Below are 26,083 nucleotides of genomic sequence, written 5' to 3'. Positions count from 1 at the left end.
TACAGTCAGCCGGCGATCGAGACGAACGCGTTTAGATCTCATCGAGGATCACGCCGCCATAGAGGTAATCAAGGCTCTCCGCAATCTCGCGCTCATGCAATTCCACGCAACGCAGATAGATCGCAGTGGTCTGGATCGAGCTGTGGCCGAGGAGAATCTGCAGCACTTTCAGCGGGTTGATTTCCGGCTTAACCGCTGCGTGTGCCTGCAGCCGCACAAGCATTGTCATGGCAAAGGTGTGGCGCAGCCAATGCAACGAGCCGTCCAGACCGGCGGAGTTGAAGGCCGCGGCGAATACTGCCGTGAGGCGGGCGCGCGTTACGCAGCCGCCATTGCGGTTTAGGAAGAGGGTCACCGGTTCCCGATCGCCAAGCGGATTACGCCGGATGCGACGAAGGAGCGCCGCCCTCTCCTCACCTACATACCAGTGGGTTCGATCGATCAGCCGGATCGGCGAATAAACGGTGCGTGGTCGATCGCCCTTGGTAATCGAGAGCGCCACGCCGATAAGCGGATGGGCTCCCACATCAAATGCGCGCAAAGACGGCACCTGGTCGACGGTCAGAGCGCATAGCTCCATTCGCCGCAGGCCGCAAGCCAGCGCCCATTCGGCCATCAGCCTGTAGGGTGTGGCTAAGTTGACCAACAGCAGTTTGATCTGGTCCACGCGCAGTGACCTGGGCAAGTTCTCATACTCGGCAACCGTCAGGACGTTGGCGGTCGTCACTGTGGACCGCTGATCAACATGAGCTAGAAAGGATTGCTTGCGGCCGGAAGTGATCCTCACATCAATCCGATGGAACGGTAACTGGGAAAGCCAGCCACGGCGATGCGCCCACTCGTAGAACCGGCAGACCGAGCGGACCCGGTCGCTAATCGTCGATCGAGCATAGGGCCTACCGGTGTGTGCGCTAGGCTGGTCCAGCATCCGATTGCGATACGCCGCGATCGTCTCTTCACAGACGTCGCGCCAATTGAGACCAGACTGTTCCAGGCTATCGAACCAATCATGGAGATGCTCAGCGTAAGTCCGTAGCGTCTCGCGGGAATGTGACCGCCCTGGCACCGTCGTGAGTTCGAGCAGGAACACGAAAGCCGCCTCGATGATCTCCATTTTGTCAGTAAGTAAAATTGGGAATCCCCCCGGGATGCCAACGTGTCCGTCGATTGTGCGAATGATCACTGCCACGCCGTCCTCCTCGATCGCATCCCGAGTGGTGGCCATCGGCCTACCACTTTGATTACGGCGAGGCTGTTCCCCTTGCTCGCCACTTGGCAAAGGAGTGCGGACTTAAGTCCGCACTCCTTTGCCAAGCTTCTGAATCCGCCGCGGCGTCAAGCATTGTCCGACGATCTCAATCGGTAGCATTGATGCTGTTGCCGCACTATGCAAGGACAAACAGTACATTCCTAGAGCCCGCAATCTAACCGTTCGTCCTTGAGGCGGACCGATCCGCGCATGGTAGGATTGGACGTCAGAGAGAGTTTGTTTCAGGAAAAGGCGCTCTTCAATATCGCGCGGCAGATCGCTTCCGGCGATGCGATATTTTTTTGGGCGTTCGCGGGGGCAAGGGGGATTGTCGGCGGCGCCATGACTACAGGGGTAGTCGGAGAAAGCGGGGGATGGCGATGAGAGACGGCGGGTCAGAGACGTGGGAAGGATTCGAAGAGGCGGGATGCAATCTTTATACGTTGCCGGAATTTGATCGTCTCGCGGAAGAATTTGTCCGGAGCACGCCTTCCGCGTTGAAGGACTTAACGCTGCTGTTCGAGATGATCGACGGGCAAGGTGGCGCGAGGGTTTCCTCGCCGATGTATGTTTCTGCGCGGCGGGATTTCGAACTGTTGATGGTGGCTCATGGCGCCGAAGAAGGGGCGTTCTCGGCGCCGCGTGTCTGGCAAGATCTGTTGGCGAGGCGCAGGAGTCAGCAAAAGCGGACTAGGTTCGATATGAAATGCAAGAAGGTCGTCCTGGCGGCGATTATGATGGCGACTGGATTAGATGAGTTGAATCTCACCATCGATGAATTGGGCGGATGCCTGATCGAGCAGAGGGACATGGCTTCCGATCCCTGCGCCAAAGGAAGAGCGACGCGCCGGGGTGAAGAATTCTTCGCGAAGGTGAATGAGTTTGTCGCAAGACAAGCGCGGTCCCTCGCTTAAGGGCCGTCGCGGTCCGTGCGCGCGATTGATCCCGGCGGGGCGGAGTTCTTCTCGACAAGGCGGAAAGTGAAAAGAAAAGGCGGAGGGTTTGCCTCCGCCTTCACTGATGTCAATAGTCGGCGTTGAGGGCGTCATCGAGCTGCTGCTCCCATTGGGCGACAATTTCGCAGGCGTTGAAGTAGAGGGTTTCGTTGGAGGCGCGGGCGGAACCTGGAAGCGCAGGTTTCAGGAGTTGGCTGCGGGCGGCGCGCCGCGTTTCGCGTGCGTCCGAGAGGGCTTCTTCGATTCTTGCGATACGCTGCGCCCACGAATTGACTGGATCGAGCTCGTTAGCTAGGGCGGACTGCAAGACAGAGGCGGGCGCCGCGAGGCTTTGCCGAAGCTCGTTGGAAGGTACTGTGATGTGCATTTCGATCTCCTTTGTCTGAATGACAAAGGCCCGCAACAATGCGGGGTCTGCGTGCGTCAGGGATCGCGAAGCGACCGCCGGCGGCGGCGCGTGGTGGTTCCGATTTTGTCGAACGAAAACAACTAAGAAATGTGCGCGCTCTTGCGCGCGCTTTACGTTCGGTAAAATAGGGGGACCGCGCGTCCTTGATGCGGGCTGATCCTCGCATGGTAATCTCGGCAGTCAGAAAGACGGATTTGTTTCAGGAAAGGGAGCCCTTTGACGCGGCGCGGCCGGTCGCATCCGGTCGCGTGGCGTATCGGAGCGCGGAAACCGCCTTTGGGGGAGGGCGTGGGAGGGATCGTCGCCCTGAGGGCGAAGACGACGAAGTGGGCTTCGTGAGAGTAGGAAGGAGCGTCGGGCTCGGGGATAAACCTCTCTTTGAGTCCTGCAGGGCGTAATGGGCGTTTTCGTTCCTTACGAAAAACTTGGGCGCCGCCGTCATGGGCGCGGCGGCTGTCGCGGGGTTAGAAGCGAAAGGCGGATGCGGGAATTGCGGCCGGCCCGAAGGCCGCCCGTAAAGTTTCGGCTCGCGGAGCGACTATGGGTGTCGTCCCTTCCAGCGGGAGCCCGTGATGTTGGTGTCACTCGCATTTGAATGTGAGGAGGCGCTCTATTTGATTGATGATGAGGTCGCCGTGGCACGGTTTGTTGAAAGGCGCTCCCGCGCACCAGCACATCAAGATGAGCTTTTCGCCGTTCTTAACGCGTGCTGCGAGTTGTTCTGTAGCGATAGCCATCGGGCCGCGCGCGGCGAGATCTTGCTGATATTTGAGGTCGTAGAGGCGGATTACCTCGGCTCGCCGAATATCGTCACGATGGTCCTTGAGCACATAGTGATTGCCTAGAACTGGATTTACGCGGTCGATATCGATGACGGTTTCGCCAGGTTGTGGTTTGGCTTTTGCCCCTGCTCTCTTGTTGCCGAGTCGGACGCGGTCTTGGATGGCTGAATCTGCTCGAGCGTTCATGGCGCTTGTTTCTCCTGCTGGTGAACGATGAGGGGAGGCTTTCGCCTCCCCCAGATTTGGTGATCTTCAGAAGGGGACATCATCATCCTGAAGAGCCTTGGCGGCGCGGCGCGGCTCCCGCCCTTCGCTCGCATCCTCCCCGCTGCTTGACTTGGCGAGACGTTCGATCTGCTCGCAGCCCAGCGTCATGCCGTAGACCATCTCTCCGTCCTTCTTGTAGCTGGTCTGGGCGAGCGTGCCGGCGGCGTAGACGAGATCGCCCTTCTCCAGGTTTCTCTGGACGTAGGCCTGAGTGGCCTCGTTGAAGATCGTGATTTCGTTCCATTTCGCCTGTTCGATCCAGTCGCCCTGCCTGTCCTTGTAGGAGTAGCTCGAAGCGATGGTGACGCGAACGGTCGAGCCGACTTCCTTGATGGCTCCAACCCGGCCGATGATTTTGAATTCCGCGATGTGGCTCATGATCTGATTCCCTGTCTCTAAACGCCTTGGGGCTTCCGGCTCATCCGGTGCGTCCCCCTCGGTGCGGCTGAAAGAGCCGGGCGAGAAACCGCGTTCGCACCCTCGACTGCCGCCCTCGGGCGGCAGCGTGGGCCGGAACGAAGTGGAGGGCGGCGCAGGGCGGCGATTTTGCCTCGCGAGGAATTCGGCGAAGCCGAAGGGGAAAATCGCTGGCCGGAGCCGTTGCGGGCGCGGTTTGCCCGGCTAGGTCATCGACTCATTATGGCGCAACCAGATGCGTATTGAGGCGAGCTTGACTCCGGCGAGGAAATTGTCGGCTCGTTTGTCGTAGCGCGTGGCGACGCCGCGGTAGTGCTTGATCTTGTTGAAGAAACGCTCGACGAGGTTCCTGTAGCGATAAAGGTAAGAGCTGAACGCCGGAACGTTCTTGCGGTTTGGCATGGGCTTGATGTTGGCCCATGCGCCACGAGCGCCGAGGCTCTGGCGCAGCGCGTCGCTGTCATAGGCGCGGTCGGCCAGAAGAATTTGCCCGCCGGCCAAAGCCTCCAGCATGTCGGCTGCGCTGCGCCCGTCATGCGCCTGACCTTCGGTCAGCTTCAGGTCGATTGGCAGACCTTCCGCGTCGACAAGCGCGTGAATTTTCGTTGTCAGGCCGCCCCGCGAGCGACCCATGCAATGGGATCCGTCGACTTTTTTTGGGTATTGGCGGCGTGCTGATGGACGCGGATCGAGGATGAGTCGATCATTTGGATGTCGCCGTCATAAGCCTTTGACACGCCTTTGAGAATGCGGTCCCAGACACCAGCCTTGCGCCACCGGTTGAAGCGGTTGACGCAGGTTGTGTGCGGACCGTAGCGCCGCGGAATGTCCGCCCAGGGCGCGCCAGTCCGCAAGCGCCAGAAGATACCGTTCAAGACGCGACGATCATCGACGCGCGGAACACCCCGCGGCTTGTTCAGCAACAACGGCTCAATCACCGACCATTCGAAATCCGTCAAATCAAACCGCGCCATCTCAGCCTCCATGATCCCAAGGTTGAATCACCCACGGCCGATTCGGGAATCCCGATAATGGGTCTATGACCTAGGCCGCACAGAACCGAGGGGATGCGCTGGCATGCGCCGGCGGCTTCTTTGCGTGATCGATAGAGACGGGATCGATCCTGAGTTCAGCCGGTGGATTCTCGCGATCATCGGTTAGGTGCAGCTTCATGGGCGGCTCTTGGCGCGTCTGCCAATCTGAGTGCGGATCCTCGAAAAGGAAGCAGGCTGGAAAGGGCGGGCGCGCCCTGGAACCGCGATCTTGAGAATGGCGCTCAAGAGGCGACCGATATCGGAAACATGCGGGGTGATCCGGGCCGCGCTGCTGGTTTATTCGCTGACCGGCCTGATCAAGGGGCGAGGGGGGATTGGCGGGGACGCCTGCCTCCGCGGGGCTTGTCGGCGCGCAAACGGGCCGCGGGGGTCTGCGACGGGCTGTCGGGAGGCGCGCGGGTGAGCCCGGTGCAACACGAAAGACAGTGGCCCGCGATAATGTGAGGCAGGGAAGGCAAGGCGCTTTCCTCTTTCACAAAAAAACTCACCGAAGCGCGCCCCGGTCGGAAAAACGGCGTTTCCATTCGCTTCGGCGTCGATTGGAATGAACTCCGGCGCCGCCTCTTGGCGCAGCGAACGGGGAGATCGGAAAAAAATGCGTTGGATAGTGATTGGTGCGCTGGCCCTTGAGATGGCCGCGATGACATGGCTCGTGGCGAAGGCGCAGGATCGGGGCTTGCCCGATCCTGCCTTGACGCCGGGCGTCGTGGTCGATGTCGACAAGGCGACGCTGTGTCAGGTGGGCTATGCGGCGAGCGTTCGACACTACGACCGGGAAATACGGAATCAGGTCTTTGCGTCTTACGGGCTGACGGCGGTTGATCGTCGCGATTACGAGTTGGACCACCTCGTACCTTTGTCCCTAGCGGGCGGCGATGAGCCCAGGAACATGTGGCCGCAGAGCCGTCGAAGCGAGCCCTTTAACGCGGAAGTAAAGGACACGCTCGAGGACGTTCTGCATCACGAGGTCTGCGCCGGCCGCATGCCCCTGGCGGAAGCGCAGGAGGCGATCCGGACGGACTGGATTGCGGCTTACGCGAAATATGTCGGCGGCGCGCCACGACGGTTCGTCGCGCGAAGCGCCGAGGAGAGGTAGTCGCGCGGAGGCGCTTCGCGGAAGCGCGCGCGATAGGTTTGGGTCAGGGCCGGACATGCGGCTGTCGCTATGGCCAGCGATTTGATGGAGATTTGGAGTGGAGAGCAGTGCGTTGGTCCGGCATCTCGCGAGGAGAACGACGTCTCACGACAGCGCGGTTGCGAGCGTCGTCTGGAAGGCGGAGAAGCTGGACCGGATCATATTGATTAGGCGAAGCGATGCGTGGATGGCGGTGGTCGATGTTCCGCAGGAGATCCGGGCGGATCTGCGGTCGTTTGATCGCGACGCGGTGGGGAGGAAAGGGATGGCGCTGACGATCGCCGTAATGTGGGCGCTCCCGGACATGGAATTTCTGAGTATGGAGGCGTTTGGCGGGCGCCCGTTGAGGGACGGTGCGTCCCCGGCCGAATTCGGCGCGATCCGGCATTTCGGACCGGGCATGATCGGCGTGGATATCGGCGAGTTTGATCTGGCGAACAGGCGGCGGTTCAACTGAGGCGGCGCGCTTGCGCCGCCGCCGACTCGCCTTAAGGAACACGCGGCGTGTCGCCTATTTGGATGAATTGAGCGACGAAAGTGGTGCGGAGTCTGGCGTCCCGCGCCGACGATCCCCAATATCCCTCGACGGTTGTGCGGCTGCCTTTTGTGAGCTGATTGTATACGGCGTTGATTTGCTCTTGGGTGTAGTGTTCGGGAGCGAACCAGGTGATCGCTATAGGCCTGCCATCATTACGCTCTCCCCGAAGTTGGAGAGTGGAGGTGCCGGCATTGGTGTAGCGCCATTCGGCCTGTCGGACGAGAGTCAGAGCGACGCTTTTGCGGTTCCACTCGCGACGGCGTTTCAGGTCGTCCGCGACCTGGCTGGTCACGCGCTGGTCTTCGTCGCGCTGGCGCTCGGCGGCGCTTTTGGGGCGTGGAAGTGTGCTGAAATCGATCATTGGAAAGATCCTTTGCGGATAGAAGAGGCCGGAGTTTTCGTGCGAGGGAGTGGGCGGGGACCGTATGGTCCCCGCCAGAGCGTCAGGCGGTGAAGGCGTTCACCTCGGCGGCGGCGGAGCGGCGTTCGACAGTCGCAGGGCCCTGAGTCGGAGCCTGGTAGGCTTTCCATTCCTCGCCGGTGATTTCCTGATAGGCGCTGACCGCGCCCTCGGCGGCGGCGAGCAGAGCGTAGGCCTGCATCGCCATGTCGGCGGCGAACTCGCGGGCGCGTTGGGCCTTGCTGTCGAAACCCACGGGGGCGTCGCGATCCTCGTCGCGGTGGTCGTTGGCGAGGCGGGAAGTCAGATCCTTGGCGGCCGAGACTTTCTCGGAATAGAAGCGGCCGGCGCCGACCGCGGATGAGACCAGCGAACCGGCGATGCGCTGGAAGTGCATCATGGTGGCCTTTTCGTTCAGGGCATCGTCGAAAGAGTGCCACATCTTGCGGAAAGCGCTTTCGTGAGACTCGCGGATGCCGTCGAAATCAGGGACCGAGAGGCCGAAGGTGTTTGCGATGTTCTCAACAACGCGCGGGGCGGGGCAAAGGAGGCGGGCAATCTCGATTGTGACGCTGGCCTTGGCGGGCTTTGCGGCTTTGGCGGGAGCAGCGGTTCCAGAGCGTTTGTTAGCCATGATCTCGATCCTTTTTCAGAGCGCCGGGGGCCGCTGGCTCGATGCCAGCGCGTTCCCCTCGGTGCGGCTAAAAAAGCTGGGCCAGAAACCGGGGCTGCACCCTCGACTGCCGCCTTTGGGCGGCAGCGTGGGCCGGAACGGAGTGGAGGACGGCGGAGGACGGCGATTTTGTTTCGCGAGGAATTCGGCGGAGCCGAAGGGGAAAATCGCTGGCTGGAGCCGTTGCTGGCCCGGTTGGCCCGGCTACGCCGCACCAAACCGAGGGGATGCGCTGGCATCGAGCACAACAGGCGGGACCGAGCGATTTTGAAAAAGCCAGATCAACAATGGCTAAGGGAGCGTCTCGAACGCGCTTAGCTGGTGCCGAACCACGCGCGGCAGATTCTGGTCACAGATCGATGTCCGACGTTCGCGCGCTCTGGCGGCTGGTTGAAGACTGTTGCGCGCCCTCGGCTTCGTCCGGCTATTTCGGCGGGCCGCAACTCTTGGAAAGCGCCCGAGACTTGGCCTCCGACGATGCCCTGAACGAAAAGGGCGCCACGCGCCCCGCATGAAGCCGGAGGTCTCTATCGTCGGCGCCGAAACTTCTTTCCCCGAGAGCGAGCGAGGCTTGGCGCGGGGCTGGCCGGATCGCCCCGACCGCCCTGACGGGGGAGAAAGAGCGCGGTTTCGGCGCCCCGGGCAACCTGCGCGGTTCAACCTGGGATGGCGTTGGCGCGAAGGCCTGCCTGTCGTCCGTTCGGGCCGGTTTAGCCGAAAGGAAAAGGGGTGGCGGGATAAGAAAGCAGGATCCGACGTGCTCGGCGGCGATCGAGCGCTTCGGCGGCGCCCGCGATATTGCCGGGCGCTGGCGATCTGCGGCGGTCTTTTCGGGGGAAACACCCCGAGACGGACAGAATGGCCTTTCTTTTCAATAAGTTGCGCTTGCATTTCGAATTTGCGCCTGTTACAGGTTCATCGTTTGTTCGGAGGGACTGATTATGCGGATCGCATTGATGGCTAGCACGACCAACGTGGTGAGATTTCCGGTTGAGCAGCGGGCGAAGCCATCGCTCGATTTGCTCCGCGACATTGCGCCCGATTTGCGGGAAATCAGCCTCGTGGCGGAGGCGTTCGGGCTTGATGAGCCCTCGGGCGGAATTCGAGACGAGGCCGACCGCAGAATGGCTGAGAGGATCGCGTCTGGTGGATGGCCAGCTTCGCGTGAAGAGTGGGCGGTGGCGCTTGACGATCTCCTTAAGCCTCTGGTCGAGCGCGCGGTCGTGGCGTGCCGGGCGGCGCACAAGGCGGCGGCGGCTTCAGACGATGCGGCGGAGGCGTTCGTCAACGCGCAGGGGAGGGGAGGCTATTGGCTTTCGCCGCTTGAGGATGCGTCGAACCGGCGCGCAACCGAGGCGGCGGAGTTTCTGATCGACGCGTATGTCGCGACTCAAGAGGCGTTTGGCGCGGCGCGGGCAATTCGGTTGGCGAAGTGCGGGGAAGAATGGCGTCCGTTCGATGTCGAGGCAGCGGCGACCGAACTGTTCTTTGGGGCGGCGGCTCCGAGCGCCGGTGCCCGCTGACGGCGCGGCAATCAAATACGAGGCGAAGATTTTTCGTTTTTCTTCGAAAAGAGAGTTCGCGTTCGCGTCGGGGTTCGCAAGATTTGAGGCCTTCTTTGAAGGAGGTGACGTTTTGCGAAACATTTTCGGGGCGCGCGCCCGGCAGCGCGAAGGATCTGAGACTGGCGGAAGCGCCGGATCTGCGGAGGTTTTACGAAAAAGGGATCGACGCCGGCGGGTCGCTTGGGCGACGTCGTCCATCGTACTTGGTTTGTCATGGTGGCCGGGGCTGAGCGTCTCCTTTGCCGGCAATCCTCAAGCAGTGATGCCGTCAGGCCTGCCAGTGCAGGTCAAACCGACATTTCAGGAGCCTTACGGCCCGTCGTTTTCTTTTCCGCAAGGAGGGACGACTGATACGGGGGCGGTTACAGGCGCGACGGATACGAGTAGTACGACGGGGGGATATAGCGGGACGGGGAGCGGTGTCGCCGGGGCGACCGTGGCGACGGATTATTCCAGCATGCTTGGGCAAAGTGTTGGCAGTGGACAGTGCGTCGCTCTGGTTCAGGCGACATCCGATGTCGGCCTTACTTCAACTTGGAGCCCCGGCTCCGTGGTGGAGGGAAATTCGAACCTGGCGCCCGGCACGGTGATCGCAACATTCGGCGCTGATGGCACATACACCAATACTGTTGGTCAGTCTCATGCCGCCATTTACCTCGGGCAGGACTCAACAGGTATCTTTGTCGAAGATCAATGGGCAGGATCTCCGGCGGGGACTCGGCACATTAACTGGACAACGTCGAACTCATGTGAGCAGGGGAGTGCATTTTATGTTGTTACGCATGCTTAAATCAGCGGTCGGACTCTTCCTTATCGGAATGTCCGGAACAGCGTTCGCCTTAGAACCCTGCCATAAGGGAGTACCAGGGATTTCTATTATCGGCGGTCCTTATTCAAAACTGCCGGATAATGTCGCGAAGCTTTATGGCGACAAGATCAAAAAGGATCCGCTTGTTGTCATTGAAGGATCGTCTGTGATGGTTCCTCCAACGATCTCTCCAGACAGCGAATCTTCGAACCCAAACGGAACGCTGAAAGAGCAAGGGTGGCACAATCTTAAGAAGGCGCAGCGGCCTCTAAAGATCGTGTGCCGTTACGCCGACAAGGCGGTGACGGTTCCTCTGCCGGATTCGGTCGACAGCTGCGTCTTTTCTCCGGGGCATGTGATCTGCGAGTAGGGAAGTCAATCTGTTCTTCTTATGCGGGGCGCCGGCGCTGATTATCAGCCCGGCGGCCTTCGTCATACGCAAAACAGGCCGCATCGCGGCGGAAGCCCCAATTCTCTTTCATTAGCCTCGGCCGACGGCCCTGTCGAGGCGGAGGGCACCTTCCGAGCGGGCCCGGAGAGGTGCATTGGACCTCCTCTCGGGTTCTTTCTGGCGAGGGAAGTCTTATCTGTCGAATGTCAATGGGGAAGAGCGCGAAGGGCCTTCATCGTGGGCTTGCCGCGGCCGCCTATGGCGCGCCACGCCTCGACAGTTGTCGGCCCATCAGGATTCCATGGGCCGCCGCCCTTGTCGCGATCGAGCGTATCCGTGATTTTCACCATGAAGCCCGCTCGTTTTTCAGGGCTGGCGGCCCAGGGATATTTGCTTTCGAGAAGGGCTTCGTAGTGCTGAAGGAAAGCGGCGCGGGTCATCAGGCGTGTTCCCTAGTTTTCGCTTTCTCGGTATTGATCCGCATGTTGAGAGAGCTGTTGCGCATGTTGGAAAGGCGATTGAAGCCGTTCGGTGCGCGGACGCCGGCGTCCAGGCGGACGCGGAGGCGGTAGCAATGCGGTTCATTCGCGAGATCTCGGGCGAAATCGGCCAGAGCGCGCTCGATGCCGGCGAGATTTTTCTCGTCGAAGCGCCTCTCGGGTGTCTTTTCGAAATCGATTGTGAAGCATTCGGCGATGACGGCGCCGTTAGCGTCGAACTTCAATTCGTCGATTTTGGTGGTCTTGATGGTGCCGGTGGCCATTGGGTTTCTCCATTGTGAAGGTGGGTGGTGGTGCTTCGCGGCGCTCTCGGTATAGAGCGCGGCGAAGCGTCAGATGCAGGGAACGCCGCGCCATTGGCCGGTTTCAGGGTGATAGTCGGGGCTTTCGCCTTTCGCGACGGCGAGCCAGACGACGGCGAACCATGTCGGCGGATAAAAGCTTTCGGCACGGTCGCTTTGCGGCTCGGTGCGATAGTGGAGGCGGCAAGCGTCCACGAAATGCCACCAGGCCAAGCATTCGCGCCCGGACGGCGCGCGGTCGTAGCAGCTCTTCATTTCGGCGGCGATCTGACGGAGGTTCATTGCGGGCATGAGTAGGAATCCTGACCTCGATGGGGAGTGGGAGTTGTTCGGGCAATCGGTGAAAAAGGTGGATGAGAGCCTTCGCGTTCGCTTTTTGCGCGATCAGGCTCGAAGGCCGGTGAGAAGGTTCTTGCCGGCCTGGAGGTTATGATGGTGAAGAAGGGTGCGCGGCGGTGTCTTGCGCGCGGATGCGTGCGGTATGGGCGGATCGCCGCGAGGCTGGCCGGGTCGATCGCGACGATGATTTTAGGCGCGATCGCCTTGGGCGGCGCGATCGCCGGAGTTGGAATAGTGATTTTGGGGGAAGCCGGATCGGGCGGCGCCCAAAGTCGCGTGCTGGCGGGGCTTCAGGCGAGCGTCGCGGCCGCGAAGTCCGATGAGCTTATGGAGGCTCGGTCGGCATGGGTTGGAGGCAAGGTCAGAAGCGTTCAGAGTCGCCATCGGCGCCTTGGGGCGGGCAATGGTTCGTGGGAGCTGGATGCCGAGGAGTGACGGTCAGGCAGCCTCACAGACAGGCGCAGCGGGAGGCGCGGAGGGATGCGGAGCGGCGGATGCCGCTGGCGGGCAGGCGCGGGCGCGGGGCGAAGGCAAGCTGGGGTATGTCGTTGGCTCTGCCCATAGCGCGTTATCGTCATGAAGGATCAGGACGCGGACGGCGACGGTGGCGCGGCGGCCGTCGCGAAGCGAACGAACGATGGCCATGTCGGAACGCCCGCTGATGAAACAGGACTCCCATTTTCCGGAAGTCGGGTTTCGGCGGGAGGCGCCCAGTGTCCCATTGAGGAAGGCTTCGACGATCCAGGGGTTGCGGCAAGTCGGGCTACCTCGGAATCGGTCGCGCCAGTAATAGTCGTCCTGGAGGTAGTAGATCGAGCCGATCGAAATGACGCCGACGCCATAAGGGTTGTGGCCGCCCTGGCGGCGGGTGTGCGCGTGGTATTGGCGGATCATCAATATCTCCTTTGAGGTACCATTTTTATCCGGGTTTCATCCATGACGGCTAGTCGTAGGATGCTGCTACTCATGAACGCTGCGACCCTCTCAGCGCGTCGCGCCGTCAATCCAAGCTTCGTCAACTTCGACGTGATCCATAGAGCGAGGGAAGCTGATTTTCCGGTGCGCGCGGTCGGGGCCACAGCGCGTCCCCATGCCTCAGTCCTCCTCTCGGAAGAAGTCGTACAAGCATTCGCTGGAGTCTTCTGGCCGCACTTCAGCCTTATAAGTGTTGAGGGCGCGATGCGTTGTTGCACAATGCCTGGCGTAAACATCAGAGAGAAGGTATTTAGCGCGTTCCTTAGCGGGGGTGAGGCCTTCAACTAGATCACTGCTGAGATCGTAGCCATTGGCGTCTAAGAGAACTACGTTGAAGTGGCTCATTTTGTCTCTCCGTTACGTCATGATAGGCAGACACGGCGGTCTCTCATAGGTCTGCGAACTTGGCGGTTTCGCCGTTCGACGCGGAACGCAAAGCGCGTTCTTGTGGAGCCGGGTGGGGAGGGATTTGTCTTGTGGCGCAAAAATAAAAAGACGCGGGAGTCAGGCGGGTGTTGATGGCGGATGATCGCAGGGATCTGAGGCGTTGGTCTGTGTCGCGGCATCGTCATTAAGAAAGAGCGCGACGATGTCGGGATACCAATGGTGGGCGCATTCGAGCGCGCATTCATAGGCAGTTTGCAAAGGATGCCGCGGATCGACTCCGGTCTGGGCGCGGAAGGGTGCGGGATATTTCAGCGCGACGAACGACCATTTGCAGTCCTCTTCGTACCAGCCGTTCTCCGAGCGCATGTCGTCCGGCATATCTGCGTTGAGGGTAGGTGAAAGATGGATGCCGCCATGGTTCGGGGTCGAGGCGGCGTAGATGCCCGGTGCGATGAAGCGCACGGTTTCGATCGGTCCCCAGGGCGAGAACGAGGGGATGGCGTATTCGGAATTGGGGGATTTTCCCCATGCGACCGCGAGAGAGGTCTGCGCTTCGCTTCGGGAGCGAAACCACTGGACTTCTGCTTCTTCGGGCAGGCCGTCCTCGTCGAAGGCCGTCGGGATGCGTGCGGCGTGGATGAGCGGACCGTCGATGAGGCTTGCGAATTCGCGGATTTCGCCGAGGGCGAGGTCGGCGGCTTCGGCCAGTTGCCCTCGGTCGCGCCAGGAATAGGTGCAGTCCCAATCTCTCGGGTCGTAGATCCATTGGGCATCGCCGCCATTTTCGTCGGGCGCGCGGGGAGCAACCGGCTGGGGGGCTTTCTTTGCGTGGAGATCGGGGTCGGTTGGAATCTCGACGATCTGATTGCCGGCGTCGTCGAGGAGGACGCAGAAGAGGCGGCTTTCGACGATGTTTTGCGGCGTGATTTGTGCGCGCTGGCCATCGGGGAGATGAACAGTGTCGCTATCTTCGTCGAGACCTGCCTGTCGGGCCTTGATCAGGATGGCGGCGGCGCCGGTGGGCGTGTCGGATTCGACAAGGAATTCGGCGCTGTCGCTGAGGACGAGTTCTTCAACGAGGAGGATGCGATATTTCGTCATGGCCTGGCCTGCGCAATGGAGTGCGACTGGCGAGGGTCCGTTGAGGGATCCTGGGCCAGATGCTCGAGGGCGTTGATCTGGTCGTAGATTTTGCGGAGACTGGCGTGGAAGGGCGGCGGCGTCTGCGCGGCGGCAAGAATGTAGCGGCGCCAGGCGGATTTGTTCCAGTCGCTGGGCTGATTGCGCTTGCGGCGGCTGCGGCACGCCGCGCGCTCGCAGGCGATCACGATTTCAGTGTGGATTCGCCCGGCGTCGGCGCGGCGCGCGGCGATGAGGCGGTTCAGTGCTTCGTTGTCCATGGGTCGAAGTCCTTCGGCTGCTGTGGGGGATTTGAAGTCGGACGGTCAAAGCTGGGCTGTCGGATGGAAAGGCCGAGGTGCAGCCCACGTCGAAAGGCGTCCTGGATGGGGCCTTTGGCCTCGGCAGGGAGGCCAGATGTTTCGAGAAGATTGGTGGCGATTCCAGAAGCCAATTGGTCGATGTCGATCATGCGTGTTTCCTGTTTGCTGGAGAATCGTAGCGCGCCCGAAAGCGAACGGGCGCGCCTTTGTTTTGGAGGAAGATGGGTCAGGCAGGGGAGATTTGATCGCGTGCGGCGCTAGCGGCTTCGGATGGGCATTGGCTTTTGTGGAGGCGTTCGCGCGCGGCATAGAGATGCGCGTTTTCGTTTGGTTCATCTCCATCTTCGGCGAAGGCCTCATGGTCATCGTTCGAAGCGACCAGCGAGGTATCATGGTCATTTCCGCCGCGGCCATGTTCGTTGTCGTTCAGATCGTCCGAAGCGCTATCGTCCGCGATGTGGTCGACGGCGTCGGCATCATCGTCGCCGTCGACGTCGGGTGACCCGCTTTCGTCGTAGTCGTCCTCCGAAACTTGGTTATCGGTCTCTTCGGTGTCACCGTAGTAGTATCGGCAGGTGCGCAGGGAGTTTTCGAATTTTTCGCGTTCGGCCTCGGTAAGTGGGAAGTGAGCAGCGGGATGGATGAAAGCGCTTTCGCCGATCTGAGCGATGAGGGCAGCGCGGGTGTCTTTGGCGCGGGGCTGGGGCAAAACGCTAACGCTGGCGGCGGCGCTTTCGACGGCGGCCTTCGAGAGGCAGCTGAGGAATTCCTCGGTCGCCATATTTGGCAGGTGCTGATCGGCGCCGATCACGTCGCCGGCAAGGCGCGCAACGAGGCCGCTGTCGTTCATCCCTGGGCGTGAGGACAGGAAGCTGGCGAGCATACCGCGCGCGCCGCGTCGAAGAATGTCGAGATCCTGGGTGAGGCGCCCGCCCTCGGTGATGCTCTGTAGGATCTTATTGCGGTCATCGGATGAGTAGTTGCCAGTTCTGATGCTGATATTCGTCGCGCTAAAGGCGAGAACGAGGAGGCCGATGAGAGTAACGTCGTCAAAAGGGTTCTCGAGGAGCGCCTTTTCGAGAGCGGCGGTGCGAAGGTCGCCGATGATTTCGGTGCCTTTTTGGGTAATGTCAGCGCGGGTTTTTTTCGTAACTGGCGAGGACTCTCCGCTTTCTTGGGAGTCGGCGGGGTGTTGGTTTTCGGGCTTCGGAGGAGCAAGGCGAAATGCGGTTTTCTCGACTGTGCCGTCGCGCTGATTGACGCTAAAACCGTACTTTTCGTCCTTTTTTTTCGGTGCGGTGTGGATTACTACTGCCTTGGGCGGAAGTTTGGGATGGCCGAATTCATCGAGTGATAGCAGCACGCCATTCTTCGGAAGGTGGGTTTCGAGCCACGCATGTTGCGCGGCGCAAAAGGCCTCGATCTGGGTGGTATATCGGGGGTCCTGGTCGCCTTGCGTAAACAGGTCTTCTTGCCAGACGATGCCGAAAGCCTCTTCCTCGTCGGGGCCGAATTTTGCAACGCTGGCGAGTATGCGCGTTTTGACCAATTGCTGCGCGATGAGCGCCCAGTTTGCAGAGTGACCCTTATTGGGCTTGAAGCGCTTCCAGACGGATCCCTGTTCATCGGTAGGCGCGGATGCGATTGTGCCCAACAATTCTAGTTTGGGCATATCGCCGGCGGAGAACTGATCAAGAATTGAATGATGGATGCGGGTGAAAAGGCGGAATTGTTTGATGCCGCGAACCGTTAGGCCGAGCGCGGAAGCAATGGCCTCCTGAGTCCAGTGTTGGGAGGTCATTTTCTCGACGTTGCGCCAGAGATCGACAGTGTTCATTGGCGCGCGGACGACATTTTCGGATAAGGCGCGCAGATCATCTCCGGCGCCGACTTCTTTCTCAGTAAATGCGTCAACATTGTCGTTTTTATCGAGGACGATGACGGGGATTTCTTCGAGATTAAGGCGTAGAACAGCACGGACTCTTCGTTCTCCGTACTTGATTTCGAGATCGCCATTCACTTCGCGCACGACGGGAGGCTGAAGGAGTCCCACGGCCTTGATATTTGCCACCAAAGCATCGTCTGCGAGCGCGCCAGGGGCTGTCTTACGAGGATTATTTGGGTCGAACTTAAGCGTGCGGGGATCGACTTTGCGCAATTCCATTTGCTTGCTCCTGGATGTGATTTTCCCGTCTTCTTCCTGAAGACCCCATTCCAGGAGCGCGGGCGGCCGATCGGGGCAAAGGTGGCGCGTTTGCGCCAGGATCCGGCCGGCCCAGCGTAGCGGCCGGAAGGCATCCGACCCTTTGCGGCGGTCGGCTGCTTGTGCTCATCCTTCTCCCTCGCCGGGCCGAATGCCTATGTTGCGGCCGTACTGTTGGGATAGCGTCTCTCCTTGTCGTCCCGGCGGAGCCAGCCAATCGCAGCATCGCCACGATAGTCGGGTTCGAAGATGAACCAGTCGAAGTCCTTTTTTCCTCCCTTGGGCTTATGTCCAGCTTCTATGATATGTCCCGGCGGCATGGAGGGGCGGGGCGTCATCATAAGGACGAGACGGAGGGGTTTCGTCTCCAGCCATCGCGAATGTTTATCGCCGGTCAGCCAAGTGTGGGGCAAAATCATCGCGACCCTCCGCTTACAGCGGTCTAGCGCAAGATCGACGAATGTTTCGGAGATCCTAAACGGCGGGTTGCTCACTATGTTGTCCGGCTTGGGACGTCCTCGGGGCCACGGGTCGCGGAAGTCGTAGATGTCGCGGCAATCGCTGCTTCGCCTTATGATATCCGTGCCATAGGCCTTGTATCCGGCCGCGCGTGCGCTGCGGACGATTCGTCCTGAACCGCATGCGGGGTCATAGATTGAGCCTTCAAAGGTAACTTCGTCAAAGAGGCGCGACGAACACCAGTGTTCTTCGACATAGTATTCGTGTGGATCGCGTTTCCAGATCCTGGCGTTGAGAGATCGCGTTGGGGCGATCGGGGAAGGCGTGCGGACATTTGTGAGCATGGCCGGACCTTTCGGTTGGGGTCGTGGCAGCGGTTCCTGTGAGAATGCGCGGCTCTCGCGCGAACGCGATGTCTTATGTCGGGAGGCGGCGGGGCGAGCCGGATTGTCGGCGCGGCCGTTGCGGGCGCGGATCAAAGAGATCGGCGATGGATTCTTGAATGATCGCCGTTTTATCGCGTGCAGACATCGAATAGATCGGTCTGTCTGAGAAGCTGGGCGGGAGGCATTGGCGGCGCTGGCGGCGCCGGGGAAAGCGCCGTCGTTGGCTCGTATTTGGCCTTTAACCTTTCGAGGGCGGTGAGTTCGTGGCGCCGGGATTCGGCGGCCAGCTCTGCCTGTTTGATCGCGAGAATTCCCGATTTGCGCAGGCGCGCCTGGATCAGGCGCTCGACGTCGCAATAGGTGTAGGCGGGATCGCTCCAGCACGGCCATTGCAAGGTCTGTTGAAGAAATTCTATCTTGCCCGCGGTGTCCTCAAAAACTTCCGCGTAGAAGCCGTTGAGATCATAGTGAGCTATATGTCCGAACGTGTTTGAGAGGCGATTGTATAGCGGCTTTTTGAATGCGATTTTTGGGAAGTCGGCTGCGATAAATTTTAGCAAAGCCGAGCCGAACTTCGCCTTGTCTTCAGCCGAACTCCATTTGGTGGGCGTTAAAGTATCGGCTATGAGCGCCGGATTCGTGAGCGCGCGAACGACAGCGGGAGGAATCATGGCGTGGATCCTTTGGGAAAGAGGGATTAAATTGTGTGGAAGGGTCGCGGAAGGCGGATGTCTCAATCGCGTTTTGAGCGATGAGCCGCGCGTCAGCGGGCGTATAATCCGAGAGCGAGAAGGTCTTCGGTCTCGCCGGAATCCGTCTCGGTCGTTGCAAGAGACGCTTCAAGAGCGTCCATCTCCCCGCGCTTATCGAGAAGCTCGCCTTCGAAAGCGAATTTCTCGCCGAGGCGTTCGCGGAACGAAGCAATCCAGGCGCAATTGTCCGCGACGGTGCGTTTATATTGAGCGAGTTCAACCTCGAAGCGTGTGAGCGTATATTCGAGGCGCGAGATAATGCCGAGGGCAGTCAGTTCATCATCAAATTCGATCTCGGTGGCTTCGCCGTTGCGCAGCATCGTCAGTTCAATGCGCGAGAAAAGAACGCGACGAGGGGAGAGCGAGAGGGCAAGCTCAAAGCCTCCCATAGAACCGAGCGTCCAGTTCCCGGCAAGGCCTTGCATTTCATGATGGCGGATGGCTTTGATGAGAGCAGCCCCGGCTTGTTTGCGTTCAGAAAAGGTCTTTCCTTCGACCTGCATGCTGAAAGCATCGCCGGAAGTTGGTTTGCGCTGGATCAGATCGAGGTCGATTTCCACGATGCGGCGCTTCGCATGGGCGAGAGACGCCTCGGCGGAGCTGAGTTTTCGGCGCAGAAGGTGTTGATCATCGAAATGCGAGGCGCGCAGACGTTCGAGCCGCGCGATCTCAGCTTCGAGCCCGGCCTTTTGCATGAGTCGGGGATCGCCTGATGCGATGGCTTTCGCCAGGGCAAACTGGTTGACTTGATTGCCTGCGTCCTCAATTCTGCGTATGCTGCGGTCGCCGGACATAGCCATGTCGATGAACCGCTGTTTGCGCTCAAGCATTTGCCAACCCGTAGCATCAACACTTCCGCGGGTGGCGTAAGCGTAGATCTCGATCTGATCATTTTCGTTACCCTGGCGTTCGATGCGCCCTTCGCGTTGGGTAATGTGCGAAGGCAGCCAGGGCACGTCGAGGTGGTGAAGGGCGATCAGGCGGCGCTGGGCGTTGACGCCGGTGCCCATGGTTTCAGACGATCCGATGAGGATGCGGATGGCTCCCCCATTGACGTCGTTGAAGAGCCGTTGCTTGGCGCTGGATTTCTTGAAATCCTGCATGAAGGCGATCTGGCTGGCAGGAATGCCGAGCTCCATCAGGCGGGTTTTGATCCAGCGGTAAGCGGAAAATTCGCGCGTCGCTTCGACGCTGAGTGTGCCGAGATCGGAGAAAATCATCTGCGCGGCGCCGGGTAGGGCATAAGGAATGCCGTCGGGTCGCGTGTAACGACGCTGCGATGTATCGCGCCAGATGCGGTGGACGTTGTCAATCAGCGCGTTGAGCTTGTTTTCGGGCTCGTCATCAAATTCAGCGAGAACGAAGCGCAGGTCGATCGCGGCGTGGCGGCCGTCGCCGATGACGCTGAGGAGAATGTCGTCGCCCGGCTTTGGCTTGCCTGTGCGCTGGCGGATCTTTTCGATCCGTTCCGCGAGATGACGCTGATAGGCTTTGAAGGCGCGGCTTGGCGCGGCGGTGATGATCTGGCGCTTGCCGGTTTTGATGGCGGGCAGGCGTAAGAACTGGCGAAGGTCGGATTGCAGGACGACGTCGGCGACCATGCGATAGATCGCCATAAGGTCGGGGACATTGACGAATTCGGAAAACCGCGTGACGGGCTTGTAGAGGCCGGAGGGCTGCAGTTCGAGTTCCGTGCGGGTGTCTCCGAAGGTCGCGGCCCAGGCGTCGAATTCCTGAATGCCGCGTTCCTCAAGGGCGTCGGGCTGCATGAACCTTTGCAGGGTGAAGAGCTCGCCGAGGGTATTGGTGATTGGCGTGCCCGAGGCGGGGATGAGGGCGCGGCCGGGGTTTTTCTCTGCGTCGATGAAGCGGGTTTTGACGAAGAGGTCCCAGGCGCGTTGCGATCCGTCAGGATCGACGCCCTTTAGCGTTGACATGTTTGTCGCGAAGGAAAGTTTGCGAAACTCCTGTACCTCATCGACAATGAGCTGATCGACTCCCATTTCGCTGATCGTCAGAAGATCGTCCTTGCGGCTTTGCAGCGCTTCGAGCGAAGCCTCGAGTCCTTCCTTCATGCGCTCGATGCGCTTTCTGGAAATGCGATCATCGTTATCGATTTTTTCGAGGAGATCGGCGGAGGAATTGATCTGCTTCTTGATGAGCCCTCTTTCGAACCTGGTTGGAGTCGGAATGAATTTGAAGGCGGAATGAGTGACGATAATGCAGTCCCATGTCGCCGTCGCCGCGCGGGCCAGAAAGCGCTGGCGCTTTTCCTTGACGAAATTGGTTTCGTCGGCGACCAGAATGCGGGCGTTCGGATAGAGTTGCAGGAATTCGCGGCTTGCCTGCGCGAGGCAATGTCCGGGCACCACCATCATGGCTTTGGTGACGAGGCCGAGGCGCTTCTGCTCCATGATCGCAGCGGCGATGCTGAACGTCTTTCCGGCTCCGACGGCATGGGCGATATAAGTGGCGCCGGCGCTGACGATGCGCCAGATGACGCGCTTCTGGTGGGCGTAGAGCTTGACGACGCTGCTCGCTCCGGGAAGCTGCAAATGAGAGCCGTCGAAGTGCCGCGGAACGAGATTATTGAAGCGATCATTGTAGACGCGGGCGAGGCGATCGGTGCGATCGGCGTCCGTCCAGATCCATGTCTCGAACGCCGTCTTGATCTTGGCCAGTTTTTCTTTGGCCGCCTCCGTGTCGGCGGCGTTGAGAACTCGCTTTTCGACGCCGTCTTCGATGAAAACATCGTAGATTTGTGGCAGCGTCGCATTCAGAGCGTCGCTGAGTAGAAGTCCGGCGTGGCGCCGTTCCGTGCCCCACGTCGACGTTGACGTCGGCGCGCGAGCGAAGGCGTTGATATCAATCGTCCAGGACGCGATTTCGACCGTGTGATGGACGCGGGTTTCGACGCCGAGGACTTCCGTGCAAAAGGCTGCGATGTCGGGGGCGGGGATCCAGGGGGCGCCGAGCCGGGCGCTGATGTCCGAGGGCTTGAGATCTTCGGGCAAGACCTTTTGCAGCGCCTCGACATTACGGCCATAGCACGGGTCGAGGGTCGCCGCGGCGATGGCGGCTGCGAGCTTGGTGCGGATCGGGCCGGAGAGATAGGCGTCTGCCGTCTGCCAGGTCTCGACGCCTTCAATCGATAGTTGGGGATCGAGAAAGATGCGTTCGCCGAGTTCGGCGATGGTTTCGTCGCGGGATCGACCGAGCAGTTCGGCAATGCGGTCGAGATCGACGAAGCCGACTTCATGCAGGGTCACGGCGAGGGCGTCGGCAGCGCTTTCGATGAGCGGCGTGACGGTGGGATGCAGCACGCGTTCGGTGAAGATCGGACCTTGCTTGGCCTTTCCGCTCTCGATGTCGTAGTTCTCGATCGAGGACACGAGCCATACGTCGGGATCGTCGAAGAATGGTTGCAGGTTGGGCCTGCGCATGGATTCGCGGGTGTCGCCAGTCTCCGCGTTCGTCGTCTCGACGATGGTCGTCAGATTGATCGGCCCGAAATCGCGCACAAACGAGGCATAGGCGACGCGCAGGCGGACCTGGGCTGGTCCCCAGGGCTGATCGGCCTCCTGGGCGCGCAGAATGGCGCGGATCGCGTCACGGACCGTAATAAGCCCGCGAATGAGCCTTGCATGTTTGGCGGGGATTCCCTCGGTTCCCTTGCCGTTGCGGATCGCGACGGGGATCGGCTCGCCATCAAGGATCTGGACGAGCTGATTGTCGATGACGAGATAGCTGCCTTCCTTGACGGTGGCTCCGTCCGCCGCGGCCCCGACGCGGACCTTGGGTCGTTCGGGGGTCAAAGCATCGGTTTTAGAAGGCCGCTTGCAGATGTCGCGCGGCAGGCGATCGACGACGATGCGAAGATCCTCGTTCAAGCTGGCGTCGGGGTTCGGTCGGCAGCTATAGGCGGGACCGAAGGGACTTGAGACGCGCGCGTGGCGGCCGAGAACCATCTCCGGGTGGTCCAGAAAGTATCGGTTGATCGAGAGCGCCTGGTCGCCATCATCAGCAGGGACGGCCTCTGCTAGAGACGTCCAGGCCGGGCCGACGGGAGGCTGGTCGACGTCGCGCTTTAGTAGAAACAGAATATCGACGACGACGTCGGTTCCGGCCGCGTTCATGCTGCCTTGCGGCAGGCGGATAGCGCCGAGAAGGTCAGCCATGGAGGCGATGTGAGCGCGGGCCCTTTCATCGGTTTTGTCCATGGTGTAGCGGCTGGTGACGAAGGCGGCGAGACCGCCCGGCTTTAACCGCTCGACCGAGCGTGCGATGAAATAATCATGCAGGGAGAGGCGCAGCTCGCCGGCGGGATCGTCGGCGCGAACCGTGCGATCGCTGAAAGGAGGATTGCCGAGAACGAGATCGTAAGTGTCGGGCAGTCTGGCTTTGGTGAAATCCTCATGTCGAATGACGGCGTTCGGATAGAGGAGCTTCGCGATCCGCGCCGTGGAGGCGTCCATCTCGATGCCGGTAAGGGTTGTCTTGCCGGCGAGGGATTCGGGCATGAGAGCGAAGAAGAGGCCGGTCCCGCAGCCAGGTTCAAGAATGCGTCCGCCAGCGACGCCCATGCGCAACAGAGCTTTCCAGATAGCGCGAACGACGAATTCCGGCGTGAAATGCGCGTATTGGGTGGCGCGCGAGAGACTGGCGAGCTCTTCGCGCGAAACCAGTTGCTCGAGCTGGTTGCCGAGATCGTCCCAGCCGCCGGCGAAGCTTTCGCCGGCGCGGCGGAAAAGTTTATTGGCGAGATCGCTGGCGCCGAAGGCGGTGAAGCGGGAGAGGATCTCCTGTTCTTCGGCGGTGGCGTGGCGGTCTTCATTTTCAATCGTTTGGGCGAGCCTGATTGCGGCGAGATTGTCGGCCGCGCGCGCCTTCCAGCCCGAAGCGAGCTTGCGATCGCCAGCAAGACGAAAGTCCCGAGCGGGGGTGCGGGTTGGCTCGTCGTTCGCTGCGGAATTCCCGCGATCGACCGTATGCTCGCCCGAATCCGAGGGCGCGAGCGGCGGAGCGCCAAAGCTGGAGTAAAGATCAAATCCACTGGCGCCAAGGCTCGTCGTGTCGAGGAAGGGGAGGGTGTATTGTGCGGGTTTGGATTTCATCTTGGAGCCTTTTGAACAAGCGGAAGCGCTGGCGCGCCAGGGGCGGTCAGGGTTCCTTGCGGGATTGGGACGGGGTGTTTTCTGAGTGGGTGTTTCGCTTGAGCGAGGGCCGGCGCGGCGCGGCTCAGAGCGGCGCGATTAGCTCGATCGCGTTGAAGAAATCAGGGTCTCGTAGAAAGCGCGCAGAATTGCCTGCCGCATCATGGACCAGGTGTCGTCCGAAGTGTCTTTGGCGAGCTGCTGGAGGCAGGCGTTCAGAAGTCGGGATTGATCCTGGTCGAGATATAAGGGTTGGCTTTTTTCTCTATTGGTAGAGCAGCGATAAATGTGCATGAGTTGGTGGTGGCCGTCGTGGGTGATGCCAGTTGTGGCCCAATCGTACTTGTCGTCCATAAGCGTGATCCTGAGTTAGGGTGTTCGCGGGGATAGAGCTGGCGCGGGGATCGAAGTCTTCGGATGCGAAGGAATCCCGCTATTGCGACTCAGTCCTTCACCGCTCCCATCAAGAAAAGCTCCGCTGCGCCGAACACCTGGTTGGACCCGCAGGCCTCGCACTTGTAATTGCGCGCGTCGGGTTCGCAGCATCCCGCCTCTTCTCCGCAAGCGCGGCAGAAGCCCGACATGCTTTCGTCGGCCTGTTGTATTTCGTCGAAAGTAAAGCGCTTCGCGACGATCTTGCCGGATTTGCCATATTCAATCGCCATGGGGCGTTCTCCTCTGCCATTCCCGTGAAGATAATATTTCTTCAATATTCTTTGGCCGGGTCAGCGAGCGGCGCGGCGGGCAAGGGCGCTCTTGCGCCCGGCTCGACCCTTGCGCGCCGCGCCGCCCGCTGGCATTGGCATTTTCTCATTTTTCTTATGGTGGATGAGGCGAAGGGAAGGGGGCGCTCTCCATAGCGAACGGGTCAGGCTATCTCAACGCGATAGCCCTCGTTGCGCCATGCCGCGACCTTGGCGTCGAGCGATTGTTTGTCCCGGGCGTAGAATGTAAACGGCTCGATCCCGTTGCGTCCGGGCAGTCCATAAACGATAGCGCATAAGCCCTTTGCTCGCCTGTCGCGCATCTGAGCGAACGCGAGCGGGTGACAGCCGGAAGGGATTTCCGGAATTCGTAGCAGGAGAATCAAGGGCGCTGCCCCTCCGCCGACCCTGTGTTCGCCCGTTTCGAGAAGATCGCGTTCGGCGGCCTGAAAAAGATCGTCGTGGAACAGTTCATCAAGGGCGGATTGGCTTTGGAGCGTTTCCGCGCCTGTGTTCCGATCGACAACGTAAACTTTTAATTGCATGAAGGGCCTTCAGGAAAAGGAAAGCGGTCGGAACGAACCGATCGCCGTTAGACGACAGAGAGGCCGGACAGCCGCGACAGTTCGTCAGCTACAGCGTCAACCTCGGCGCGGGACGCGCAGTCGGTGATGGCCTCGCAACCGCCCTCACGCAGACGTGCATAGACGGTCCAGAACTGGGCCTCGTCGTCGTCGATGCCGCCATTGGTCCAGCTGTCTCCCGTTGATGGGTCCGTCTCGGTTGTGCAGCCGCCTGTCTCGATAGCATCGAAGAGGGACCAGTCGGGGGCAGCATCGTCGGTGCGGCAATTGAAGAGGCGCGAGTCGCGCATTATCTTTCTCCGTGGATGATGGGTTTGTTCCGATTATTCACGCTGCGCTGAGGGCGCGATGCCTCGAAAGGCGGCGTTCTGGTAGATCGTGGATGGAGTCTGGCGTAGAGGCGAAGTCAGGCGGGACCGCCGACCCCAGAGCCGAAGCGGGTTTTGAGGGGTCTTCAGCAAGGCCCGTGGAGCGCTCCGCGCCTTTCCTGAACTCGCGCGCTTTCGCAGGCGCGTCAGGAATTGATCTTCTCGACATCGTCAACTTCAACGCCTGCGCCCTGGCCGCTGAACTCTTCCGTAGGGTTTTCGGATTCCTCCCATCTCTTGCGGGCGGCGTCCCCGGCAGATGCTTCGTCGTCGGCCTCAACCTCGACCTCGTATGTGACCTCTTCGACAAGTACGACGCGGAATTTCATGAGGATTGCTCGGCAAGTGTTGCATAACCGGCCTGCGTGAGGGAGACGCGCGACCACGGGCCGTCAGATGTATCCTTAATCTCGGCCAATCCGAGATTGATGAGCATGGTAAGAGCCTGGCCTTCACATTCGCCAAGCGCGGACGACTCCTCTTTCTCGAGCCATTTCAGTAGAAAGCTCTGTTCAGATGTGAGGCGGCTCATAGCAGATCAGCCTTTTGTTCCTCGAGGAAATTGCGCTTCGCACTTTCGATCGCATCGTCGAAGTTGACGCCGTGTCCGGCGGCAAGGTGCATCAGATCGGCAAGCAAATCGGGCAGATGTTCTTGCATCAGAAAGTCCGGTTCGCCTTTATGGGCGCTTTCGTCAGGTCTTCGGTTTTCATAGAGCTGCAGCGCGGTCTGAGCATGTTCACGGTGTTGTTCGTTTGTCGGCGACATCAGATGTATCCCTTTTTCCAAAGATAATAGAGCCAAGCCTCGACTGCGGCGGTGGTCTGATTGAGCCAGTAGTCGATCCAGAACATTTTTCGTGTCCTTTCAGAGCAGGATGCTCA

33 protein-coding genes are annotated in these 26,083 nt (G+C 60.3%); 7 read left to right on the top strand and 26 right to left on the bottom strand.

Annotated features, from left to right (window positions below; genetic code table 11):
* Nucleotides 1–31 precede the first annotated feature (31 nt).
* Nucleotides 32–1,225 (bottom strand): tyrosine-type recombinase/integrase, encoded by a 1,194-nt coding sequence (locus tag SIN04_RS00280; RefSeq protein WP_244606062.1) that lies wholly within the window; start codon nt 1,223–1,225, stop codon nt 32–34.
* A gap of 398 nt (nt 1,226–1,623) precedes the next feature.
* On the opposite strand from SIN04_RS00280, the gene SIN04_RS00275 reads away from it, so the two are divergent.
* A complete protein-coding gene (locus SIN04_RS00275) occupies nt 1,624–2,163 on the top strand; it encodes a hypothetical protein (RefSeq protein WP_134493357.1) in 540 nt (179 codons plus the stop codon).
* Nucleotides 2,164–2,272: 109 nt separating this feature from the next.
* On the opposite strand, the gene SIN04_RS00270 is transcribed toward SIN04_RS00275, so the two are convergent.
* The 4 genes from SIN04_RS00270 to SIN04_RS00255 form a co-directional block, all read right to left on the bottom strand.
* Nucleotides 2,273–2,572 (bottom strand): hypothetical protein, encoded by a 300-nt coding sequence (locus tag SIN04_RS00270; protein WP_134493355.1) that lies wholly within the window; start codon nt 2,570–2,572, stop codon nt 2,273–2,275.
* 623 nt (nt 2,573–3,195) lie between these two features.
* The gene (locus SIN04_RS20175) at nt 3,196–3,582 is read right to left on the bottom strand and encodes a DUF4326 domain-containing protein (RefSeq protein ID WP_134493353.1); all 387 of its coding nucleotides are present in this window, start codon (nt 3,580–3,582) and stop codon (nt 3,196–3,198) included.
* 66 nt (nt 3,583–3,648) lie between these two features.
* On the bottom strand, nt 3,649–4,041 hold the full coding sequence (locus SIN04_RS00260) for a single-stranded DNA-binding protein (RefSeq protein WP_134493351.1): 393 nt from the start codon (nt 4,039–4,041) through the stop codon (nt 3,649–3,651).
* A 243-nt stretch (nt 4,042–4,284) separates the two neighbouring features.
* Nucleotides 4,285–5,054, bottom strand: a protein-coding gene (locus SIN04_RS00255) for an IS5 family transposase (protein ID WP_423135971.1) whose coding sequence is annotated in 2 segments (ribosomal slippage) — nt 4,285–4,737 and nt 4,740–5,054 — 768 coding nt in all. Because the reading frame shifts where the segments join, the coding sequence is not laid out codon by codon here.
* Between the two features lie 676 nt (nt 5,055–5,730).
* Between SIN04_RS00255 and SIN04_RS00250 the strand changes: the two genes are divergently transcribed.
* The gene (locus SIN04_RS00250) at nt 5,731–6,231 is read left to right on the top strand and encodes an HNH endonuclease (RefSeq protein ID WP_134493347.1); all 501 of its coding nucleotides are present in this window, start codon (nt 5,731–5,733) and stop codon (nt 6,229–6,231) included.
* Between the two features lie 97 nt (nt 6,232–6,328).
* Nucleotides 6,329–6,727, top strand: coding sequence for a hypothetical protein (locus SIN04_RS00245; RefSeq protein ID WP_134493345.1), 399 nt, complete (start codon nt 6,329–6,331; stop codon nt 6,725–6,727).
* Nucleotides 6,728–6,758: 31 nt separating this feature from the next.
* On the opposite strand, the gene SIN04_RS00240 is transcribed toward SIN04_RS00245, so the two are convergent.
* Together SIN04_RS00240 and SIN04_RS00235 are read right to left on the bottom strand one after the other, a co-directional pair.
* Nucleotides 6,759–7,169, bottom strand: a complete 411-nt coding sequence (locus tag SIN04_RS00240; protein ID WP_134493343.1) for a hypothetical protein — start codon at nt 7,167–7,169, stop codon at nt 6,759–6,761.
* 82 nt (nt 7,170–7,251) lie between these two features.
* Complete coding sequence (locus SIN04_RS00235) at nt 7,252–7,842, bottom strand: hypothetical protein (protein ID WP_134493341.1); 591 nt, start codon at nt 7,840–7,842, stop codon at nt 7,252–7,254.
* Nucleotides 7,843–8,837: 995 nt separating this feature from the next.
* Here SIN04_RS00235 and SIN04_RS00230 point away from each other — a divergent pair.
* The 3 genes from SIN04_RS00230 to SIN04_RS00220 are packed head-to-tail and all read left to right on the top strand — an operon-like array spanning nt 8,838 to nt 10,624.
* Nucleotides 8,838–9,404: a hypothetical protein gene (locus tag SIN04_RS00230; protein WP_134493339.1), complete on the top strand. Its 567-nt coding sequence runs from the start codon at nt 8,838–8,840 to the stop codon at nt 9,402–9,404.
* Nucleotides 9,340–10,236: a BPSL0067 family protein gene (locus SIN04_RS00225; protein WP_341263896.1), complete on the top strand. Its 897-nt coding sequence runs from the start codon at nt 9,340–9,342 to the stop codon at nt 10,234–10,236. Before SIN04_RS00230 ends, SIN04_RS00225 begins: the two co-directional genes overlap by 65 nt.
* Nucleotides 10,217–10,624, top strand: coding sequence for a hypothetical protein (locus tag SIN04_RS00220; protein ID WP_134493337.1), 408 nt, complete (start codon nt 10,217–10,219; stop codon nt 10,622–10,624). The genes SIN04_RS00225 and SIN04_RS00220 overlap by 20 nt, the downstream gene beginning before the upstream one ends.
* A 227-nt stretch (nt 10,625–10,851) precedes the next feature.
* Here the strand turns inward: SIN04_RS00220 and SIN04_RS00215 are convergent, their stop codons facing one another.
* From SIN04_RS00215 to SIN04_RS00205, 3 genes are all read right to left on the bottom strand, one after another.
* Nucleotides 10,852–11,085, bottom strand: a complete 234-nt coding sequence (locus SIN04_RS00215) for a hypothetical protein (RefSeq protein WP_134493335.1) — start codon at nt 11,083–11,085, stop codon at nt 10,852–10,854.
* Nucleotides 11,085–11,408, bottom strand: a complete 324-nt coding sequence (locus SIN04_RS00210) for a hypothetical protein (RefSeq protein WP_134493333.1) — start codon at nt 11,406–11,408, stop codon at nt 11,085–11,087. The genes SIN04_RS00215 and SIN04_RS00210 overlap by 1 nt, the downstream gene beginning before the upstream one ends.
* A gap of 69 nt (nt 11,409–11,477) precedes the next feature.
* Nucleotides 11,478–11,738, bottom strand: a complete 261-nt coding sequence (locus tag SIN04_RS00205; RefSeq protein ID WP_134493331.1) for a hypothetical protein — start codon at nt 11,736–11,738, stop codon at nt 11,478–11,480.
* Between the two features lie 141 nt (nt 11,739–11,879).
* Here SIN04_RS00205 and SIN04_RS00200 point away from each other — a divergent pair, with 141 nt between their 5' ends.
* Nucleotides 11,880–12,221, top strand: coding sequence for a hypothetical protein (locus SIN04_RS00200; protein ID WP_134493329.1), 342 nt, complete (start codon nt 11,880–11,882; stop codon nt 12,219–12,221).
* Nucleotides 12,222–12,224: 3 nt separating this feature from the next.
* On the opposite strand, the gene SIN04_RS00195 is transcribed toward SIN04_RS00200, so the two are convergent.
* The 16 genes from SIN04_RS00195 to SIN04_RS00120 form a co-directional block, all read right to left on the bottom strand.
* Nucleotides 12,225–12,680: a hypothetical protein gene (locus tag SIN04_RS00195; RefSeq protein WP_134493328.1), complete on the bottom strand. Its 456-nt coding sequence runs from the start codon at nt 12,678–12,680 to the stop codon at nt 12,225–12,227.
* A gap of 201 nt (nt 12,681–12,881) precedes the next feature.
* A complete protein-coding gene (locus SIN04_RS00190; RefSeq protein WP_134493326.1) occupies nt 12,882–13,106 on the bottom strand; it encodes a hypothetical protein in 225 nt (74 codons plus the stop codon).
* 159 nt (nt 13,107–13,265) lie between these two features.
* Entirely contained in the window at nt 13,266–14,249 is a 984-nt protein-coding gene (locus tag SIN04_RS00185) for a DUF7007 domain-containing protein (RefSeq protein WP_197732048.1), read from the bottom strand.
* The gene (locus tag SIN04_RS00180; RefSeq protein ID WP_134493324.1) at nt 14,246–14,548 is read right to left on the bottom strand and encodes a hypothetical protein; all 303 of its coding nucleotides are present in this window, start codon (nt 14,546–14,548) and stop codon (nt 14,246–14,248) included. The genes SIN04_RS00185 and SIN04_RS00180 overlap by 4 nt, the downstream gene beginning before the upstream one ends.
* Nucleotides 14,530–14,739: a hypothetical protein gene (locus tag SIN04_RS00175; protein WP_134493322.1), complete on the bottom strand. Its 210-nt coding sequence runs from the start codon at nt 14,737–14,739 to the stop codon at nt 14,530–14,532. The genes SIN04_RS00180 and SIN04_RS00175 overlap by 19 nt, the downstream gene beginning before the upstream one ends.
* Before the next feature lie 77 nt (nt 14,740–14,816).
* Entirely contained in the window at nt 14,817–16,754 is a 1,938-nt protein-coding gene (locus tag SIN04_RS00170) for a ParB N-terminal domain-containing protein (RefSeq protein ID WP_134493320.1), read from the bottom strand.
* Nucleotides 16,755–16,948: 194 nt separating this feature from the next.
* Entirely contained in the window at nt 16,949–17,596 is a 648-nt protein-coding gene (locus tag SIN04_RS00165; RefSeq protein ID WP_322843396.1) for a class I SAM-dependent methyltransferase, read from the bottom strand.
* 170 nt (nt 17,597–17,766) lie between these two features.
* Nucleotides 17,767–18,309 (bottom strand): hypothetical protein, encoded by a 543-nt coding sequence (locus tag SIN04_RS00160; protein WP_134493318.1) that lies wholly within the window; start codon nt 18,307–18,309, stop codon nt 17,767–17,769.
* 92 nt (nt 18,310–18,401) lie between these two features.
* On the bottom strand, nt 18,402–23,504 hold the full coding sequence (locus SIN04_RS00155) for an N-6 DNA methylase (protein ID WP_322843395.1): 5,103 nt from the start codon (nt 23,502–23,504) through the stop codon (nt 18,402–18,404).
* A gap of 138 nt (nt 23,505–23,642) precedes the next feature.
* Complete coding sequence (locus tag SIN04_RS00150; RefSeq protein WP_134493314.1) at nt 23,643–23,897, bottom strand: hypothetical protein; 255 nt, start codon at nt 23,895–23,897, stop codon at nt 23,643–23,645.
* 89 nt (nt 23,898–23,986) lie between these two features.
* A complete protein-coding gene (locus SIN04_RS00145) occupies nt 23,987–24,208 on the bottom strand; it encodes a hypothetical protein (protein WP_134493312.1) in 222 nt (73 codons plus the stop codon).
* A 203-nt stretch (nt 24,209–24,411) separates the two neighbouring features.
* The gene (locus tag SIN04_RS00140; protein WP_134493310.1) at nt 24,412–24,792 is read right to left on the bottom strand and encodes a hypothetical protein; all 381 of its coding nucleotides are present in this window, start codon (nt 24,790–24,792) and stop codon (nt 24,412–24,414) included.
* 47 nt (nt 24,793–24,839) lie between these two features.
* Complete coding sequence (locus SIN04_RS00135) at nt 24,840–25,121, bottom strand: hypothetical protein (RefSeq protein WP_134493308.1); 282 nt, start codon at nt 25,119–25,121, stop codon at nt 24,840–24,842.
* A gap of 224 nt (nt 25,122–25,345) precedes the next feature.
* Complete coding sequence (locus SIN04_RS00130; RefSeq protein WP_322843394.1) at nt 25,346–25,528, bottom strand: hypothetical protein; 183 nt, start codon at nt 25,526–25,528, stop codon at nt 25,346–25,348.
* Entirely contained in the window at nt 25,525–25,731 is a 207-nt protein-coding gene (locus SIN04_RS00125) for a hypothetical protein (RefSeq protein ID WP_322843393.1), read from the bottom strand. The genes SIN04_RS00130 and SIN04_RS00125 overlap by 4 nt, the downstream gene beginning before the upstream one ends.
* A complete protein-coding gene (locus SIN04_RS00120) occupies nt 25,728–25,967 on the bottom strand; it encodes a hypothetical protein (protein WP_134493302.1) in 240 nt (79 codons plus the stop codon). The genes SIN04_RS00125 and SIN04_RS00120 overlap by 4 nt, the downstream gene beginning before the upstream one ends.
* Nucleotides 25,968–26,083: the final 116 nt, after the last annotated feature.

It is taken from the genome of Methylocella tundrae (assembly GCF_038024855.1).
In the GTDB taxonomy this organism is placed as follows: Bacteria; Pseudomonadota; Alphaproteobacteria; order Rhizobiales; family Beijerinckiaceae; genus Methylocapsa; species Methylocapsa tundrae.
The sequence above is the reverse complement of the archived record's forward strand: the minus strand, read 5'-3'. Positions and strand labels throughout refer to the sequence as shown.